Genomic DNA, 16,338 nt, shown 5'->3' with positions numbered 1-16,338 from the left:
AGGAAACGAAGATGAACATCATCTCTCAGATCAAGGAAGAGCTACGTCGTGCCAACGCTCTTAACCTAAGCTACTCGGCACGTCGGGGTAAGAAGTAACACACTCCTCTCCCTAGGAAATAACTCTAAGCTAGCCCTCGGCAGTCCAACTGCCGAGGGCTAGCTGCATTTATGCCCCTGCTAATCTCCCGTCTCCACCCTCCTGCCTCTGTTTCCTCCGCTCCCCTTCCTCGCTGGTCTCTGGCCTTGTCTTAGAGGATGCTTTTCGCTCTCAGCCTCTCAGAGTTTGTCTCCCATCCACCTACTCTACCATCAGCTCCAGACTCACTTCTATCGCCTCACCCCTCTTCATCTCTCTCCATCTCTCTCCATTTCTCTCCATCTCGTTAGCCTCTTCACTCATACCTCCTATTAGACCTATTAGATTTATTAGACTTATTCCATCTATCGCACCTATTCCACTTCCTAGCCCGCTCTACCCCTAGCTCACCTTGTTAAGTGCCCGATAAATATGTAACTTTGCTCATACGCTCACTATTCACATACATATAGACTATGAAACATGTGTTCACGCTCGCTCTCGTCTCGCTCTTGGCAGGGACGACTGTAGGGGCAGAGACTTCGGCACCTCTCTGGCTAAGGCATCAGCAGATTAGCCCAGATGGTCGGAGTATCGCCTTCTGTTTCCAGGGTGATATCTACACTGTCCCCACTGCTGGGGGGAGTGCTCAGCGCATCACTTCGAATGCGGCCTATGATGGTACTCCCATTTGGAGCCCTGACAGTAAACGGCTGGCCTTCTCCTCCGATAGAGAGGGTGGAAAGGATGTCTACATTGTCTCGACTGATGGCTCAGGCATGAGACGATTGACCTACAACAGTGCCAAGGAGGTCCCTGTAGCCTTCCTTGACAACAACACGCTCCTCTTCCAGGCTGCCATCATGCCCGATGCTAGCTTCGGTATGTACCCCTGGAGTTGGTTTGTCCAGACCTACTCACTTGACCTCACAAAGGACGTCGCTCGCCCCCGGCTCTACAACTCTACGCCGATGGCTACTCCCTCCCTTCGCAATGGTGAGATCCTCTACACGGATATCAAGGGCTACGAAGACATCTGGCGCAAGCACGCTATCTCTCCAGTAGCAAAAGATATCTGGCATCTAAGCAAGGAGGGCAAGTACACGAAGCTCACTACCTTCGGTGGCGAAGATCGCAATGCCGTTTGGGACGATAAGGGGGGCTTCTACTACCTCAGCGAGTGTGATGGCTCCTACAATGTCTACCATCGTGCTAGCGTCTCTCCCTCCGCCAGCGATGAGCGCATCACGACCTTCTCCAAGAATCCTGTTCGCTTCCTCTCTCGTGCCGAGAATGGCATCCTCTGCTTCGGATACGATGGAGAGATCTACACCCTCACCCCTGGGGGCAAGCCTCAGAAGGTCGCCATCACCCTCGTCCGTGATCAAGAGGAGGCCAGTGTCAAGAAGCAGTGGCTCACGAGCGACATCTCTTCCTTTGCCGTTGCTCCCAGCGACAAGGAGATCGCCTTCGTCGCCCGTGGCGATGTCTATGTCACCCATACCGAGTACAAGACCACCAAGCGGATTACCGACACCCCCCAGCAGGAGCGTGACGTCGACATCAGCTCTGATGGTAAGAAGATCGTCTATGCTGCCGAGCGTGATGGCACATGGCAGATCTATATGACCGAGCTTGTGCGTAAGGATGATCCTCATTTCGTCTATGCACGTGAGCTGAAGGAGAAGCAGCTGACCAAGGGCAAGGAGGCTAGCTTCCAGCCGCTCTTCTCTCCCGATGGCAAGCGTGTGGCCTTCCTCAGAGACCGCACCGCTATATATGTCTACGACCTCGCTTCGGGTAAGGAGACGAAGGTGCTGGACAAGAAGTTCAACTACTCCTATTCCGATGGTGACCAGCACTACCAGTGGAGCCCCGATGGGAAGTGGATCCTCACGAACTACATCGGTATCGGAGGCTGGATGCACACCGACTGCGCCCTAGTCAAGGCTGATGGTTCGGGTGAAGTCATCAACCTCACCGAGAGTGGTTATAACGACACGCAGGGTAAGTTTGTCCTCGGCGGTAAGGCTATTCTCTTCCGCTCCGACCGAGCAGGCTATCGTAGCCACGGGAGCTGGGGGGCACAGAAGGATCTCTACCTTATGTTCCTCGATAGGGAAGCCTTTGAGGACTTCAAGCTTAGCAAGGAAGAGCGTGAGCTACAGAAGGAGCTCAAGGATCTAGGTAAGAAGGACACCGCCTCCACCGACAAGAAGGATAGCAAGAAGGGTAAGAAGGACAAGAAGGATGAAGAGAAGAAGGACACCAAGCCCTTCACTCCAGACTTCACCGACCGCGAGGATCGTGTCATTCGTCTCACATCTGCTTCGGGTAGCGTATCCGATGCCCTCATCAACGCTGATGGCACCAAGCTCTACTACATCATGCGCTATGGTGAGAGTACAGACCTCTGGGAGCTGGACCTCGTCTCCAAGACCACTAAGATCCTTTCCCCCAAGATCGGCTACGGAGAGCTACGCCTAGCTAAGGACGGCAAGACGATCTATGTCGGTACGTCCTACGGTGGCCTCTCCAAGGTAGATGCTAATGGGACGGTGAAGTCTATCAACTACTCTGCTGAGTTCGACCACCGCCCAGCGGAGGAGCGTGCCTATATCTTCGACCACGCTTGGCAGCAGGTCAAGGATAAGTTCTATGATGAGAAGCTCCATGGTGTGGACTGGGATTACTACCGCACGACCTACCGCCGCTTCCTCCCCTATATCAATAATGATGAGGACTTCGCAGAGCTCCTCAGCGAGCTCCTCGGTGAGCTGAATGCCTCCCATACGGGTGGTCGTAGCTTCCCCAAGAAGAGTCCTGTGGCTACCGGTGCACTGGGTGCCTTCTACGACAATAGCTACAAGGGCGATGGCCTACGTATCGTCGAGCTCCTACAAGGAGGCCCGCTTAGCTTTGGTGGCTCCAAGGTTGAGAAGGGAATGATCATCGAGCGCATCGATGGCGAGCTTATCAAGGCCGATCAGCCCATTGAGTTCTACCTCAATGGCAAGGTCTCCCAGCGTGTGAACCTCACCGTCCTTGACCCCAAGACGGGTAAGCGATTTGACCAGATCGTCAAGCCCTGCTCTCAGGGCAGGCAGGAGGAGCTCCTCTATCGCCGTTGGCTCCGCCACTGCGAGGATCTCGTACGTGAGCGCAGTGGTGGACGTGTCGGCTACGTGTATGTACGTTCGATGGATAGCCCTAGCTTCCGCACCGCCTTCCAGGATCTACTAGGTAAGTACCGCAATACCGATGCTGTAATTGTCGATACCCGTTACAACGGCGGTGGCTGGCTCCACGAAGACCTAGCTCACCTACTCAGTGGGAAGAAGTACATCTCCTTCACTCCTCGTGGACAGTACATCGGTGATGACCCCTTCATGCAGTGGAATAAGCCCAGCTGTGTCCTCGTCAGCGAAGGGAACTACAGCAACGGGCACGGCTTCCCCTGGGTCTACAAGACTCTTGGTCTCGGTAAGGTCATTGGCTCGCCTGTGGCAGGTACGATGACGGCTGTTTGGTGGGAGACACAGATCAATCCCTACATTGTCTTTGGTATTCCACAGGTGACCTGCTCTGACCTAGACGGCAAGCCCCTAGAGAATGCTACTCTACAGCCTGACATCGAGGTCTACTCCAGCCCCGAAGAATATCTTCGTGGTCATGATGCACAGCTCATCAGAGCCGTCGATGAGATGCTCAAGACCATTCCTCAGAAGAAATAATCCCCTTGCCCTCGGCTTAGGCAAAGTCCCGAGCTGAGGGTAACGGCTTTCTCTCTGCCCCTCGTAGCTATAGTGGGGCAAGTGTGCTTCCCCCTTAGGCCCTCCACAAGGAGCCTAGGGGGAAGCTCTTTTTTGTCCCGCCCGTTCTCGCCCTTCCCCTCCGTCTGCATCTCCTCCACTTCCTGTCCATTCTCCACATACTCTTATCTAGTCCCAGTCACCCTTAGTCTTTCTCAGTCTCCCTCAGTCTCCCCCTCCCTTCAATTTGCCCTCCTCGCTCTCCCTCATATTCCAAGCCCCCTCCCCAAGAAGGGAGCCTTACTGGGGTGATACTTAGAGCGGAGTAGTATACCCACGTGTATACAAAAGTGTACACGTGGGTATACTATAGTGTACACGCGTGTACACTACCTCGCTCTAAGTATAAGCTCCGTGGGGCTCTCTCGTGTGCCTATTCCCCATAGCTAACGCCTCCCGCTCGAGAGGTACGGCTAAGCCCCCGGACATGGATGATAGTCGCAAAAGAGCCCAAGCGAGGGAGCTCCCCAAGGAGCTCCTGCGTCGGCTCTGAAGCAGTTCCCCTTTCGCCTCTTTCGCTCTTTGAGCCTCCTCCCACAGTGCCCTGACTCATCCTCGTGGTGCAGTCCGCTACGATGAGCGCAGTGCGTACTCCAGAGCCCTATATGAGGGATACTGAGTGCTCAGGAGGGGACACGTAATGTTCGCCTCCATCACCTATGTAAGGTGATGGGGACGAACATACCGAGTCCTATTTGCCCTTCTCGGCATGTTCGCTAGCCCCCTTTCGATATGTCCGATATGGAGAGGCCTAGAGGGTATGCTTTGTCGAGGTATTAGCCTTCCTGTGAGGAGGTTATCCTTTGGGTGCTCTCGTTGTCTGTTGCCGCTCCTTGCTGGAGCTGGTGGGGAGATAAGAGGCGGTGAGGTAGGGGAGTGGGGTATTGGGTTGGCGGTGTGTATCCTTTGGAGCAAGGGGGCTGGCGGTATCCGTAGGGGGGAATGTATGTTGTCTTTGGGGAATATTGTCTGTTACCGCTCCTTGCTGGAGCTGGTGGGGCGGTAAGAGGCGGTGAGGTAGGGGAGTGGGGAATTGGGCTGGCGGTGTGTGCTTGTATCCTTTGGGGCAAAGGGCTGGGGACGGAGAGACCTTGGGGGAGAGGATGGAGTGAGTTTATTTGCTACCTTTGCGGTATCGTTATATATCAATTACAAGAGGACACACATCAATGAATAAGGTCATTATCCTCACACACGCGCTCCTCGTTCTACTCTTCGTTAGTTGTCAGCAAACAGGTGAAGGGCAGGAGCAGGCAACCTCCTCGCCCCAAGCAACAGTTGCCACCAAGGTTAAGGAGCCACCTGCCGTCCTCATCGGCAAGACATTGGTCATAGACTATGGTACTATGCTCAGTGAAGTACGTTATCAGACGGACTCGCTCTATTGGCGTAAACTCAATTCCGAGGGGCAGACTGCTAGCTGGGGGCGTGAAGTCCCTTCGTACGAGACTTTTGGTGATGGGCGGTTCTTCGTCACTTGGCAGCAAGCTGACGGGACGACTGTTACCCAGATTGTCGATCTTCGGGAGCACAAGGTGCTTGCTAGTATCAGTGTCGTTGACTCCATGCTCGCTGTGGACTCGGCTCGTATGCCCCTCGTTCTGATAGGAGCAGCAGCCGTGGCAGCTGAGGAGCCACCTCATCCCGGGGAGCCTCGCCTAAGGCAACAGGTCCAAGCACCTCCCCTTGAGGAGTCCATCGGGGACAGTGTCCAAGTCAAGCAACCCAATCGTCCCACCCAGCGTCGCGTCTAAGCGCACTTACTCAGCTTCACTCGCTCGGCACTCGGCTCAGCGTGCACCCCATACTCGGTATTTCATCTCAGTCCTCCACTTCTGGTACATAGGCGTCATCGCTAGTTGAGCATTACATTTCCATCCAGTGCGGTGATGAATAGTCCTATTTAGTGGAAGTCTGAGCATACCGATCACTCTTTATTCTCAGCTCCTTCCCCGTATATCCCGCCGGATGTACGGGTAGGGGCTCTTGTTCCCGTCAGAGCTGGGGGCATCTAACTGCACTTTATTGTACCTTTGCAGATGCGAAGTGAAGGAGAGCTATATCTCTCTCCCTCACAAGGATTGCGAATTGGTAAATATATAAGGCAGATAGTTATGAAAAAGCTCTTAGGGCTGATAGCCCTTGCTGTAGGTGTATTCCTACTAGCTCGCTGTACGAGCCATAGCGGAGAGAATACCGCCAGCACCCCCGCCGCCCCTGTAGAAGAAGTGCTCATTGAGCTCTTCGGCAAGACCCTCTTCATCGACTATGGGACGATGAAGGCCGAGGTGCGCTACCAGTCAGACTCGCTCTACTGGAAGACGTTCACCCCCGAGAAAGTCTTAACGGGCGAAGGATGTGAAGCTCCCTCCTATGGAGAGCTCGGCGATGGTCGCTTCTTCGTCTCGTGGCAGGAGGCTGATGGTACAGCTATATCCCAGTTTATAGACCTCAAGGAGAATAAGGTACTTGCCAATATCCTTGCCCCCCTCAAGAGTAAGGACGACGTACGCAAGCCTCAGGTCTTAGAGGGTGCTGCTGCGGTCATCTCCGATGCTGCAGCCCCACCCGTACACCCCTAGATAGGAGTTTAGGAGAGAAATATGTACCTTTGGTCAAGCGAGGGACTCACGGTGAGCCCTACGCATATAGGTTTATTCACTCCTAACACAAGGAAATAGAATTAGATGGAACAGCCACAGGAAGCCCCACAGTTCAGCATTGATCTCCCCGAGGAGATCAGGAAGGGTCAGTATAGCAACCTCGTACTAGTCGCACACTCGCAGAGTGAGTTCGTCCTAGACTTCATTAGCCTACTGCCTGGACCGCAGCAGGCGAGTGTACACAGTCGTCAGGTCCTCACTCCCGACAATATCAAGCGTCTATCCCGCATGCTGGAGCAGCACATACAGGGCTTCGAGCAGGAGTATGGGCCTATCGTGTTGCCCGAGGATCAAGCCCCCGCACAGAGCAACTAGTCCACACACGGTCATCCCAAGCCCCCGTCTCGGCTGGGTACACCAGTACAGATACGGCTACCCCATCGCCACACCCAGCCCTGGGGTGACGATGGTGTAGCCGTCCTTAGTCTATATAGATGATGAAAAAGCCTCGAATAGTACTCGACAGCTCCCTACCTTACCTCAAGGGACTCATAGAGCAGGTCGCTGAGGTCACCTACCTAGAGAGTCGTGCCTTCAGCCCCGAGACCATACGTGGTGCAGATGCGCTCCTCATCCGTAGTGTCGTCCACTGTGATGAGACCCTGCTCTCGGGTAGTAGCGTGCGTATGATCGCCACGGCCACCGCAGGCTATGACCATATCGACACGAGCTACTGTGCAGAGCATGGTATCACTTGGCGTAATGCCCCTGGGTGCAACGCTGGGGGTGTGGTGCAGTATGTGCTCTCCTCGCTCTCGGCATGGTCGCTGGATCGAGGGATTGACCTTAGGGGCAAGACCATAGGGATCATCGGTGTCGGGCATGTCGGGGGTGGACTCCTCAAGCGTATAGGAGCGTTAGGCCTTCGTCCTCTGCTCTATGATCCACCACGAGCCGATCGGGAGGGTACTGAGGGCTTTTCTAGTCTGGAGGAGGTGCTCCGAGAGAGTGACATCCTCACCCTGCATGTCCCTCTAACGAGAGAGGGGAAGTATCCCACGGCTGGGATGGTGGATGAGTCCTTCCTACGTGCCTGTCAGCGACGTCCCCTGCTCATCAATGCCTGTCGTGGAGGTGTTGCTCCGAGTACCCCCTTGCTCCGTGCACTAGACGAGGGTTGGATCCGAGAGGTCATCATCGACTGCTGGGAGGGAGAGCCGCATGTCAGCTCTGAGCTTGCTCGCCGTGCCTACATCGCTACCCCCCATGTTGCAGGCTGGACTGCTGATGGTAAGTGGCGGGGATCACGTATGGCGCTGGAAGCTATCTGTGAGGCTTTAGGGCTGGAGCGTCCAGAGTGGCTATGGGATGATAGTCTACTTCCCCAGCCCGAGTCCCCGAGGATCAGGCTGAGGGATTATCCCGAGGTGGAACGGGTGCGTCGTGCTCAGCTCCATACCTGCGACCCACGGGCGACGACAGTGCTGCTTCGAGCGCATCCCGATGAGTTTGAGCAGCTACGTCGAGGTTATGTCTATCCACGAGAGGCCTCGGCCTTCACGCTCCTCGATCCTGAGGTGGGGGATAGGGAGGTGCTTCACCTGCTAGGCTTTAGGGGGGCTTAGCGAGAGAATGGTGTATCTTTGCGCTTTAAGATGATTAGAATGGATAAGATAGACCGCCCTAGTGGCGGACTCCGTATAGTACGCTCCCTAGTCCTGCTTCTACTGCTCTTCGGTATGGGGGCAGAGGTGAGGGCTCAGTACACGCTCACCCTACCTGCTCGGTCCGAGGAGGGAGTGCTCCGTCCTGCCTTTGCAGGTGAGGCTCGCTCGTCCGTTGTGACTACGAAGCTCCTTCGCCTACCGGAGCTAAAGGCTGGTGACCTCCCTCGTGAGGCTGCATCCCGGGGGCAGGGACTGCGTGCCTATCAGTTCGCCGTAGAGCGTCCCCTCGATCTTGGGGCGGACAGCATCGGGGAGTACCTCACCGATGGAGCTGGGAACTATGTCTGGCGTGCAGAGCTTGTCGCCAGCCGTGCCCGTAGTGTGAGCCTTCGCCTCAGTCGGTATGCTTTGCCCGAGGGGGCTCGCCTTTTCGTCTACGGTGCTAATGGAGAGCAGATAGGGGCACTAACGAGCCAAAATAACTCTCCCGATAGCCTTCTGCAGCTACGTCCCCTCTCGGGGGAATATGTGCGGATTGAGTACGACTTCCCTGCGGGCTATACACCTCAGCGGGGGGAGTTGCCCTTCCGCATTGCTAGCCTGTTCCATGGCTTTAGAGATTGGCGGGCGGACTTTGCCCAGCCTGGAGAGCCTTTCTATGACTACAATATCAATGGACGCAAGGGACTGCAGGAGATCGCCTGCATCCCCAATGTCCTCGCTCACCCCGATCACTGGCAACAGACCCGCAGTGTCGTGCAACTCATGGTCGGAGGGAAGTCCATTAGCTCGGGGGTGCTCATCAATACCCCTCGCTCCGATGGTACACCGTATGTCTTGACTTCTGCACACTGCGTCAATCGCCTATTTGAACTAGCAGGAGACCTCGAACGTGTACGGGGGGAGGTGAAGACGACAGTCGTCTTCTTTAACTTCCAGAGCCCTACCAAGAAGGGCAATATACGTGCTACGGAGGAGCAGAGCCTCAGTGGAGCGACCCTCATAGCCTACAACGAGACAGCTGATATGGCACTCCTTAAGATCACAGGACTCCCCAGCTCGGGGAAGATCCCCAGTGAATATCAGCCCTACTTCGCAGGATGGAACATAGAGGAACGCCCGAAGGCGACCTTCTATGGTATCCACCATCCCCTTGGCTCAACCAAACGATACTCCGAGGTAAACGATGAGGAACTCTTCATCGAGGACTACGATCTCTCTATATTCTCATGGGTGCATAAGCACTGGATGATACGCCGCTGGGCTATCGGCTGTACGGCGGCGGGCTCCTCGGGGTCTCCTCTCTTCGACAGAGAGGGACGAGTGATCGGTGCCCTTACCGGGGGGATCTCGGACTGTGACCTCATGGGAGGAGATGCCTATTGGGCACTGAAGGAGACGTGGCATAAGAGTGACCCTTCACAGGGCAATATTGTCGCCCTCCAGCCTTGGCTCTCTCCTGCTGACGCTAATCGGAAGACATGTGATGGCTATGATCCCCTCGCTCCACGTATGGTACAGCGTCTCAGCAAGCTCTATCCCGACCCCAACGTACTTAGTCAGCTGGGGAACAAACCTACCCATGTCTATGAGCCTAAGAATGATGTCCATGAGCTTGGGAATGCTTTTTGGCTAGAGAGTGATGCACGGGTGCGTGTCCTCGGTGCCTTTGTCGTCTTTAAGTCCAATCGTACCCTTGCTACCAGCCAGCTCCCTCAGCTCCGTGTCAGCCTATCTCAGTTCGTTGGGGATGGCGAGCCCGCAACGCCTATCCTAGACTTTTCCTCTACTCGACTAGGACAGTTCAATGCGTATGATGAGACACAGAAGCGCTTTGTCGATCGCTCCCGTACCCTACGCGAAGACTCGATCGAGGTGTTCTTCCCTGCGCCCCAAGATACCCCTCTTACACTTTCCCGAGGGCGGTATATCCTCTCCTGTCGTAATGCCAATGGTGGGGCTATGAAGCTCCCTCTACTCATGTACCGAGGAACTTACCTAGAAGCGCCTACTTGGTCTGCTTGGCATCGCCAGAGTGGCCAGCGCTGGGTGTCTAGTAGCCCTGCAGAGGGCAACGAGGTCTATTGGATAGACCTCCTCGTCGAGACAGATACCCCACTGAGTATAGGTCGTCTTGATAGCTCTCCTGAGGCTAGTATTCATGCTTACTATCATGATCGTAACCTCTATATAGAGGAGGATGGTGCTCTGTATCGATCGGTAGACATCCGTATCTATACGATGCTGGGGGAGCATGTGCAGCACGCTGTACGCACCTTCGATTCCAGTCAGATCTCTCTCCCACTGACAGGTCTCCATCCCGGTGAGTATGTAGTGTCGATCACAGCTCGTCCCTCCTCACCCCAGGCTTCAGCTAAGAAGATTGCCTTCACCTTTATAATTCCTTGATATTCCTAGTATGCTCACCCCCTACAAGGACAGTGATGAGCCCAAGGTGGATCAGATCCGTAAGATGTTCAATCGGATTGCTCCACAGTATGATCGGCTCAATCGTATTATCTCTCTTGGCCTAGATCGCTCATGGCGTCGGAGGGCTCTACACCTACTCGAGCCCTACCAGCCTCAGCAGGTGCTCGATGTGGCCACTGGCACGGGCGACCTAGCTATAGACCTCGTCCATACCATCCCCTCGGTCAAACATGTCACGGGGATCGATATATCGGAGGAGATGATGCGTATCGGTCAGGAGAAGGTACAAGCCTTGACGCTGGAGCGCAAGATTAGCTTCGAGCGTCAAGACTCTACGGCTACGACCTTTGCTGATGCAAGCTTTGACGCAGCCACTATAGGCTTTGGGATAAGGAACTTCACGGACATCCCAGCGGCAGCGAGGGAGCTTCATCGTATCCTTCGCCCCTCAGGGGTGCTCGTGATCATAGAGTTATCAGAGCCTAAGAACCCCATCCTTCATCTAGGCTACAAACTCTATGCGGGGCATATCATCCCCTTGATAGGGCGCTTCATGTCGGAGGATCGAGATGCCTATCGTTACCTCCCGAAGTCCATCGCCGTGATGCCCCAGCGGGAGAAGATGGTGGAGATCCTAAAGGAAGCAGGCTTCCGAGAGGCCTTCTACCGAAGTATCTTCCCAGGCTCCTGCACGATCTATATCGGTATCAACGCCGAGGGCTCTACCCCTGACGCTTCAGCGTAGGAGTAGAGCCCTCGAGGCTTAGATGCCTTAGGGGATTATTTACGAGGATAGACATCCGCCAGCGGCTGTCCCTTCTCGTTCTTCCACATGATCCTTCCATTGGCATGACGGCCAAGGACATATTCAGCCGCTGTACTAGGTGAATTGAAGGTATAATCCTCCTTGAGCCTAAGCAGGCCAGAGACTATGGTGCAGTGCTCCCCGATGAATTGCTTCCTCTTCTCTTTGCCTGTATAGGATGGTGCTTCGGTGCATGAAAATACACTCCCCTTGAGTACGGTGAACTTACCATCGGAGTATCTACCCACTGCATCTGCGTCTTTCCCTTTGATGTAGAAGGTGGGTGAGTTTACACTAGATGAAGTGCGTCTCTTTCTCGGGCTCACACTCGATGATGTATGTATTTTGCTCGAGCTGGCATCAAGGATATCGCAACCAATAATAGAGAGCAACATCTTTACATCCTCAAAGAAATCATCAGCAGGGGCCTTCCTATGTATGGGGATCGTTTTCCCTTTGGGTACCTGCTTGTTCTCATTGAGATCATAGTTCTCGATTCGTAGAGCTTCTGTGATGGCTTTATGCTCAAAGTATTCGACCTCGGTGCTCGTTATTTCATCATTGCTGGCAAAGAAGATGATGATCCGATCCCAGAAGGCCTTTTTTCCATCATGATCTTTGGTTCGCTTCACGATATCATCAGTCTGCCCTATATATGCTTGAGGCTTTTGAGTACTCCCCTTAGGTTGTGACTGGAGGAGTATGTAGAGCACAGATTTTCCCGCCAATGTGCCTTGTTGTGCTATGAGCCAAGAGAGTTGCGTACGTGGGACGACGTATGCCTGGCAGATACGGTTGGCAATGGTGAGGACCTGCACCCCCTGTGGTGTGTTATCTACTAGGGTTATGTTGATGGTCTTGCTCATGCTGCTGAATTTTTGTTCTCCACTATGTGTCCCTTGCGGATATACTGTATAGATATAAGAGAAGGAGGATAGAGCTCTCGACCAGTGTCTCGTAGTAGGGCTTCTATCCTCCTTCTATTTGATCCCCCGCCTGACTTCTGCGGGGGTATCTTTATGCTTCCTTCACGCGACCGATGTAGGAGCCGTCACGGGTATCGATCGTGATGAGCTCTCCCTCGCTGATGAAGAGGGGCACACGTACCTCTGCGCCAGTCTCTACGGTAGCGGGCTTGAGGGTGTTGGTGGCGGTATCGCCCTTGAGTCCGGGCTCAGTGTAGGTCACACGGAGATTGACGTGTGCGGGTAGCTCGCAGGTCAGGACGGTCTCGGAGGCGGCGTGCACCATAGCCTCGACCGTATCGCCCTCCTTGAGGAACTGTACACCATCGATCACAGCCTCGGGAATGGAGATCTGCTCGAAGGTCTCGGGGTGCATGAAGTTCAGACCCATATCGTCCTTGTAGAGGAACTGGTAGGGGCGACGCTCGATGCGTACTTCTTCGACCTTCACACCGCTGTTCCACGTCTTGTCGATGACACGTCCTGTGGAGACGTTCTTGAGCTTAGAGCGGACGAAAGCGGGGCCCTTACCGGGCTTGACGTGAAGGAACTCAACGATGAAGTAGTACTGCCCATCGATGTCGAGGCACATACCATTACGAAAATCTGCTGTTGTGGCCATAATGTCTGTTTATAGAATGTTGCTTTGTTTTGTCTGCAAAAATAGGGAAATTCATCAAACCTTCATATAGCTAGGGCATTACGCTGTCGCCCTAGCTCTCTCATCTTCGCCTTACCCTGTCCCCTTGATGGTAGCTCTCCTTGTCTTGGCAAGGGGAGCTACTTGCTTTGGGGTAGTAGGAGCTCCCTAAGGTATTGTCCCGTGACGGAGCTGGGGGTAGAGGCGACTTGCTCGGGAGTCCCCTCGGCGACGATGTAGCCACCCGAGGCACCCCCTTCGGGCCCTAGGTCTATGACCCAGTCGGCACACTTGATCACCTCTAGGTTGTGCTCGACGACGATGACCGAGTGCCCTTGCTCCACGAGAGCCTGTAGGGCACTGAGGAGGGTGCGGATGTCGTGGAAGTGTAGCCCTGTCGTGGGCTCGTCGAAGATGAAGAGAGTAGGGAGCTTCTTACCCTTGCCGAGGTAGTAGGCGAGCTTGACACGCTGGTTCTCTCCACCTGAGAGGGTGGAGCCGTTCTGCCCGAGCTTGATGTAGCCTAGGCCGACACGCTGTAGGGGGCGGAGCTGGTCAATGATCTTGGCCGAGAGTGCTGAGGACTCTCTGTTCTGGTCAAAGAATTCGACAGCCTCATCCACACTCATGTCGAGTAGCTGGGAGATATTGACGCCACAATACTCTACCTCGAGGAGCTCCTTGCGGAAGCGTGTGCCGTGGCAAGCTTCGCAGGGTAGGGTAAGGTCGGCCATGAACTGCATCTCGATCGTGAGTACCCCTGCACCTTGGCAGGTCTCACAGCGGCCGCCCTCCTTATTGAAGCTAAAGTAATAGGGCTTGTAGCCCATCTGCTTCGATAGGGGAAGTCCTGCATAGAGGTCTCGGATGCTGTCGAAGGCACCGACATAGGTCACGGGGTTGGAGCGGGAGCTACGGCCGATGTTGTTCTGGTCTACGTACTCGATCTGCTTGATCTCCCCGAGGTCTCCGTTTAGGGCTCGTAGCTCGAGGTTGTCCATCGGCTCCTTGCCTAGGGTGCGTCGGACAGCTTCATAGAGGAGCTCACGCATGAGGGTGCTTTTGCCCGAGCCACTTACTCCGCTGACGACGGTGAGTGTGTGTAGGGGGAAGCGGACGGTGATGTCCTTGAGGTTGTGCATCGTCGCCCCCTCGATCTCTAGGTAGTCCTTCCACGGACGGCGCACGGTGGGTAGGGCTATCTGCTCCCGTCCCGTCAGATAGGCTGCGGTATAGCCGGGGGTGTCGCTGGTGATCTCTGAGGCTTCGCCTGCGTAGACCACTTCTCCCCCATAGCGTCCAGCATCTGGGCCAATGTCGATGATGTAGTCGGCGGCACGCATCATCTCCTCGTCGTGCTCTACGACCACCACGGTATTGCCGAGGTCTCGTAGACGCTTGACGACCTGGATCAGCCGAGCGGTATCTCGCTGGTGAAGGCCTATACTAGGCTCATCGAGGACGTACAGCGATCCGACGAGACTACTCCCGAGCTGGGTCGCCAGGGTCACCCGCTGACTCTCTCCGCCCGACAGGCTGTTGGAGAGGCGGTCTAGGGTAAGGTAGCCCAGCCCTACCTCCACGAGGAAGCCTAGGCGGGAGCGTATCTCGTGCAGTAGTCGCTTGGCGATCAATTCCTCTGCGGGGCTAAGCTCCAGCGTGTCGAAGAAGCTCTGTGCCTCCCACAGCGTCATCGCCACGATCTCGGCGATGTTCTTCCCGCCGACCTGTACACATAGGGCATCGGGCTTGAGGCGTCCGCCGTGGCAGGTAGGGCAGATGGTCTTGCCTGTGAAGTGTGCCAGGCGGACACGGTTCTGTATCTTATAGAGGTTACCTTTTAGGAAGTCAAAGTAAGGGGTGATCCCGATCGGGCCATATTCCTTGCTCGGGATGCCGTCCCAGAGCTGGGCTTTCTGCTCCTTCGTGAGCTCCTCGTAGGGGCGGTGAATGGGGAACTTTGCCCGCTCGGCATAGCGGATGAAGAATTGCTTCCACTCTGACGAGACGACGCCCCTCCAGCACGCTACGGCATCGTCGTACACCGAGCGGGTAGGGTCGGGGATCACCAGCCGAGGGTCTACCCCGACGACCTTGCCGAAGCCCTCGCACTCGGGGCAGGCTCCGATGGGGTTGTTGAAGCTAAACATCTCGGGGCTTGGCTCCTGGAAGACCCTGCCGTCGGCCTCGAAGACGTTGCTAAAGGTCTTTAGGTAGGCGGGGGCTCTTCCGTCTCCCCGCTGCTCCTCGACGGCGAGCTGACACTCTCCTCGCCCCTCGAAGAAAGCGGTCTCCACCGAGTCCCCTAAGCGGTCGATGGCACTCTGATCTTCGCTGATGGCTAGGCGGTCAATGAGCAGGGATACTTCGCCCGCCCGATCATCCTTCCACAGCAGGGCATCTTCTATGGGGATGATCCCCTCGCTCGTCCAGAGTCGGCTATAGCCCTGCTGGAGCTGGATCTCTAGATGATCTGCTAACCTGCGCCCCTTGGGTAGGTGGAGGGGGACAATGAGGTAAATGCGACTGCCCACGGGCAAACTCTTCGCATAGTCCAGCACGTCTCGCACAGTGTGCTTGCGCACCTCTTGACCTGATATGGGGGATATGGTCTTGCCCACACGGGCATAGAGCAGGCGAAGGTATTCGTAGATCTCGGTCGAGGTAGCCACCGTAGAGCGAGGGTTACGGCTGACGACACGTTGCTCGATGGCGATAGCTGGGGGGAGCCCTCTGATCCAGTCTGCCTCGGGCTTGGCCATACGTCCCACGAACTGTCGGGCGTATGAGGAGAGGCTCTCCACATAGCGTCTCTGCCCCTCTGCGTAGAGGGTGTCGAAGGCGAGAGAGCTCTTCCCCGATCCGCTGACTCCTGTCACCACGATGAGCTTGCCACGGGGGATCTCGAGGTCTATATTCTTGAGGTTATTGACCCGTACGCGGTGGAGTAGGATGCCACGAGAGGTATCTTGTCGATCCTGACGCTGGGCTTCTCGCTGAGGCTCTTGGGGAATTGCTTTTGTCTTCTTTGCCATCTGTGGACTATGCCGTAGTATCTATGAACGCTAAAATGGGTAGTGTGGGGCTCTGAAAGTCTTGCTTTTCCTCAAAGGAAGGCTGTCTTAGCCCGACATAATTACACAAAAATACGAATAAAGCCTTGTTCAGATCTCCTCTCCTTCCGTTTTCGCTCCCGCCCTCCACCCACTACCTCCCTCGCCTTCGTTCCGTCCTCGTCTCCACCTGCTTGTTATCACCCCTTTTGTGCTCCCGTCGTATGCTCTTTTGTGTACACGTGTGTATACAGTTGTGTACCCACGTGTACACTGTTGTATACA

10 protein-coding genes and 1 pseudogene are annotated in these 16,338 nt (G+C 55.2%); 8 read left to right on the top strand and 3 right to left on the bottom strand.

Features of this window, described 5'->3' with window-relative positions:
* The 8 genes and pseudogenes from QZ554_RS08295 to ubiE form a co-directional block, all read left to right on the top strand.
* A pseudogene (locus QZ554_RS08295) lies at positions 1–98 on the top strand (biopolymer transporter ExbD); the annotation flags it as partial.
* A 456-nt stretch (positions 99–554) separates the two neighbouring features.
* A complete protein-coding gene (locus QZ554_RS06135; protein ID WP_297195052.1) occupies positions 555–3,812 on the top strand; it encodes a S41 family peptidase in 3,258 nt (1,085 codons plus the stop codon).
* Between the two features lie 1,247 nt (positions 3,813–5,059).
* Positions 5,060–5,644, top strand: coding sequence for a hypothetical protein (locus QZ554_RS06130; protein ID WP_297195050.1), 585 nt, complete (start codon positions 5,060–5,062; stop codon positions 5,642–5,644).
* Between the two features lie 360 nt (positions 5,645–6,004).
* The gene (locus tag QZ554_RS06125; protein ID WP_297195048.1) at positions 6,005–6,472 is read left to right on the top strand and encodes a hypothetical protein; all 468 of its coding nucleotides are present in this window, start codon (positions 6,005–6,007) and stop codon (positions 6,470–6,472) included.
* A gap of 105 nt (positions 6,473–6,577) precedes the next feature.
* Positions 6,578–6,868, top strand: coding sequence for a DUF3467 domain-containing protein (locus QZ554_RS06120; RefSeq protein ID WP_297195046.1), 291 nt, complete (start codon positions 6,578–6,580; stop codon positions 6,866–6,868).
* A 119-nt stretch (positions 6,869–6,987) separates the two neighbouring features.
* Positions 6,988–8,118, top strand: a complete 1,131-nt coding sequence (locus QZ554_RS06115) for a 4-phosphoerythronate dehydrogenase (RefSeq protein ID WP_297195044.1) — start codon at positions 6,988–6,990, stop codon at positions 8,116–8,118.
* 39 nt (positions 8,119–8,157) lie between these two features.
* On the top strand, positions 8,158–10,569 hold the full coding sequence (locus tag QZ554_RS06110; protein ID WP_297195042.1) for a trypsin-like peptidase domain-containing protein: 2,412 nt from the start codon (positions 8,158–8,160) through the stop codon (positions 10,567–10,569).
* 10 nt (positions 10,570–10,579) lie between these two features.
* Positions 10,580–11,335, top strand: coding sequence for a bifunctional demethylmenaquinone methyltransferase/2-methoxy-6-polyprenyl-1,4-benzoquinol methylase UbiE (gene ubiE, locus QZ554_RS06105; protein WP_297195040.1), 756 nt, complete (start codon positions 10,580–10,582; stop codon positions 11,333–11,335).
* A gap of 35 nt (positions 11,336–11,370) precedes the next feature.
* Here the strand turns inward: ubiE and QZ554_RS06100 are convergent, their stop codons facing one another.
* From QZ554_RS06100 to uvrA, 3 genes are all read right to left on the bottom strand, one after another.
* Positions 11,371–12,261 (bottom strand): GIY-YIG nuclease family protein, encoded by an 891-nt coding sequence (locus QZ554_RS06100; protein WP_297195038.1) that lies wholly within the window; start codon positions 12,259–12,261, stop codon positions 11,371–11,373.
* Between the two features lie 151 nt (positions 12,262–12,412).
* On the bottom strand, positions 12,413–12,982 hold the full coding sequence (gene efp / locus QZ554_RS06095; RefSeq protein ID WP_297195036.1) for an elongation factor P: 570 nt from the start codon (positions 12,980–12,982) through the stop codon (positions 12,413–12,415).
* Positions 12,983–13,140: 158 nt separating this feature from the next.
* Positions 13,141–16,035: an excinuclease ABC subunit UvrA gene (gene uvrA, locus QZ554_RS06090; RefSeq protein ID WP_297195034.1), complete on the bottom strand. Its 2,895-nt coding sequence runs from the start codon at positions 16,033–16,035 to the stop codon at positions 13,141–13,143.
* Positions 16,036–16,338: the final 303 nt, after the last annotated feature.

Source organism: uncultured Porphyromonas sp. (genome assembly GCF_915070105.1).
Taxonomy (GTDB): domain Bacteria; phylum Bacteroidota; class Bacteroidia; order Bacteroidales; family Porphyromonadaceae; genus Porphyromonas.
This window is presented reverse-complemented; position numbering and strand designations above follow the sequence as displayed.

Excerpts from the sequence above, each read along its gene's own strand:
- efp (WP_297195036.1), bottom strand. The coding sequence starts at position 12,982 with ATGGCCACAACAGCAGATTTTCGTAATGGTATGTGCCTCGACATCGAT.
- QZ554_RS06110 (WP_297195042.1), top strand. The coding sequence starts at position 8,158 with ATGGATAAGATAGACCGCCCTAGTGGCGGACTCCGTATAGTACGCTCC.
- QZ554_RS06130 (WP_297195050.1), top strand. The coding sequence starts at position 5,060 with ATGAATAAGGTCATTATCCTCACACACGCGCTCCTCGTTCTACTCTTC.
- QZ554_RS06120 (WP_297195046.1), top strand. The coding sequence starts at position 6,578 with ATGGAACAGCCACAGGAAGCCCCACAGTTCAGCATTGATCTCCCCGAG.
- QZ554_RS06125 (WP_297195048.1), top strand. The coding sequence starts at position 6,005 with ATGAAAAAGCTCTTAGGGCTGATAGCCCTTGCTGTAGGTGTATTCCTA.
- QZ554_RS06100 (WP_297195038.1), bottom strand. The coding sequence starts at position 12,261 with ATGAGCAAGACCATCAACATAACCCTAGTAGATAACACACCACAGGGG.
- QZ554_RS06115 (WP_297195044.1), top strand. The coding sequence starts at position 6,988 with ATGATGAAAAAGCCTCGAATAGTACTCGACAGCTCCCTACCTTACCTC.
- uvrA (WP_297195034.1), bottom strand. The coding sequence starts at position 16,035 with ATGGCAAAGAAGACAAAAGCAATTCCCCAAGAGCCTCAGCGAGAAGCC.
- QZ554_RS06135 (WP_297195052.1), top strand. The coding sequence starts at position 555 with ATGAAACATGTGTTCACGCTCGCTCTCGTCTCGCTCTTGGCAGGGACG.
- ubiE (WP_297195040.1), top strand. The coding sequence starts at position 10,580 with ATGCTCACCCCCTACAAGGACAGTGATGAGCCCAAGGTGGATCAGATC.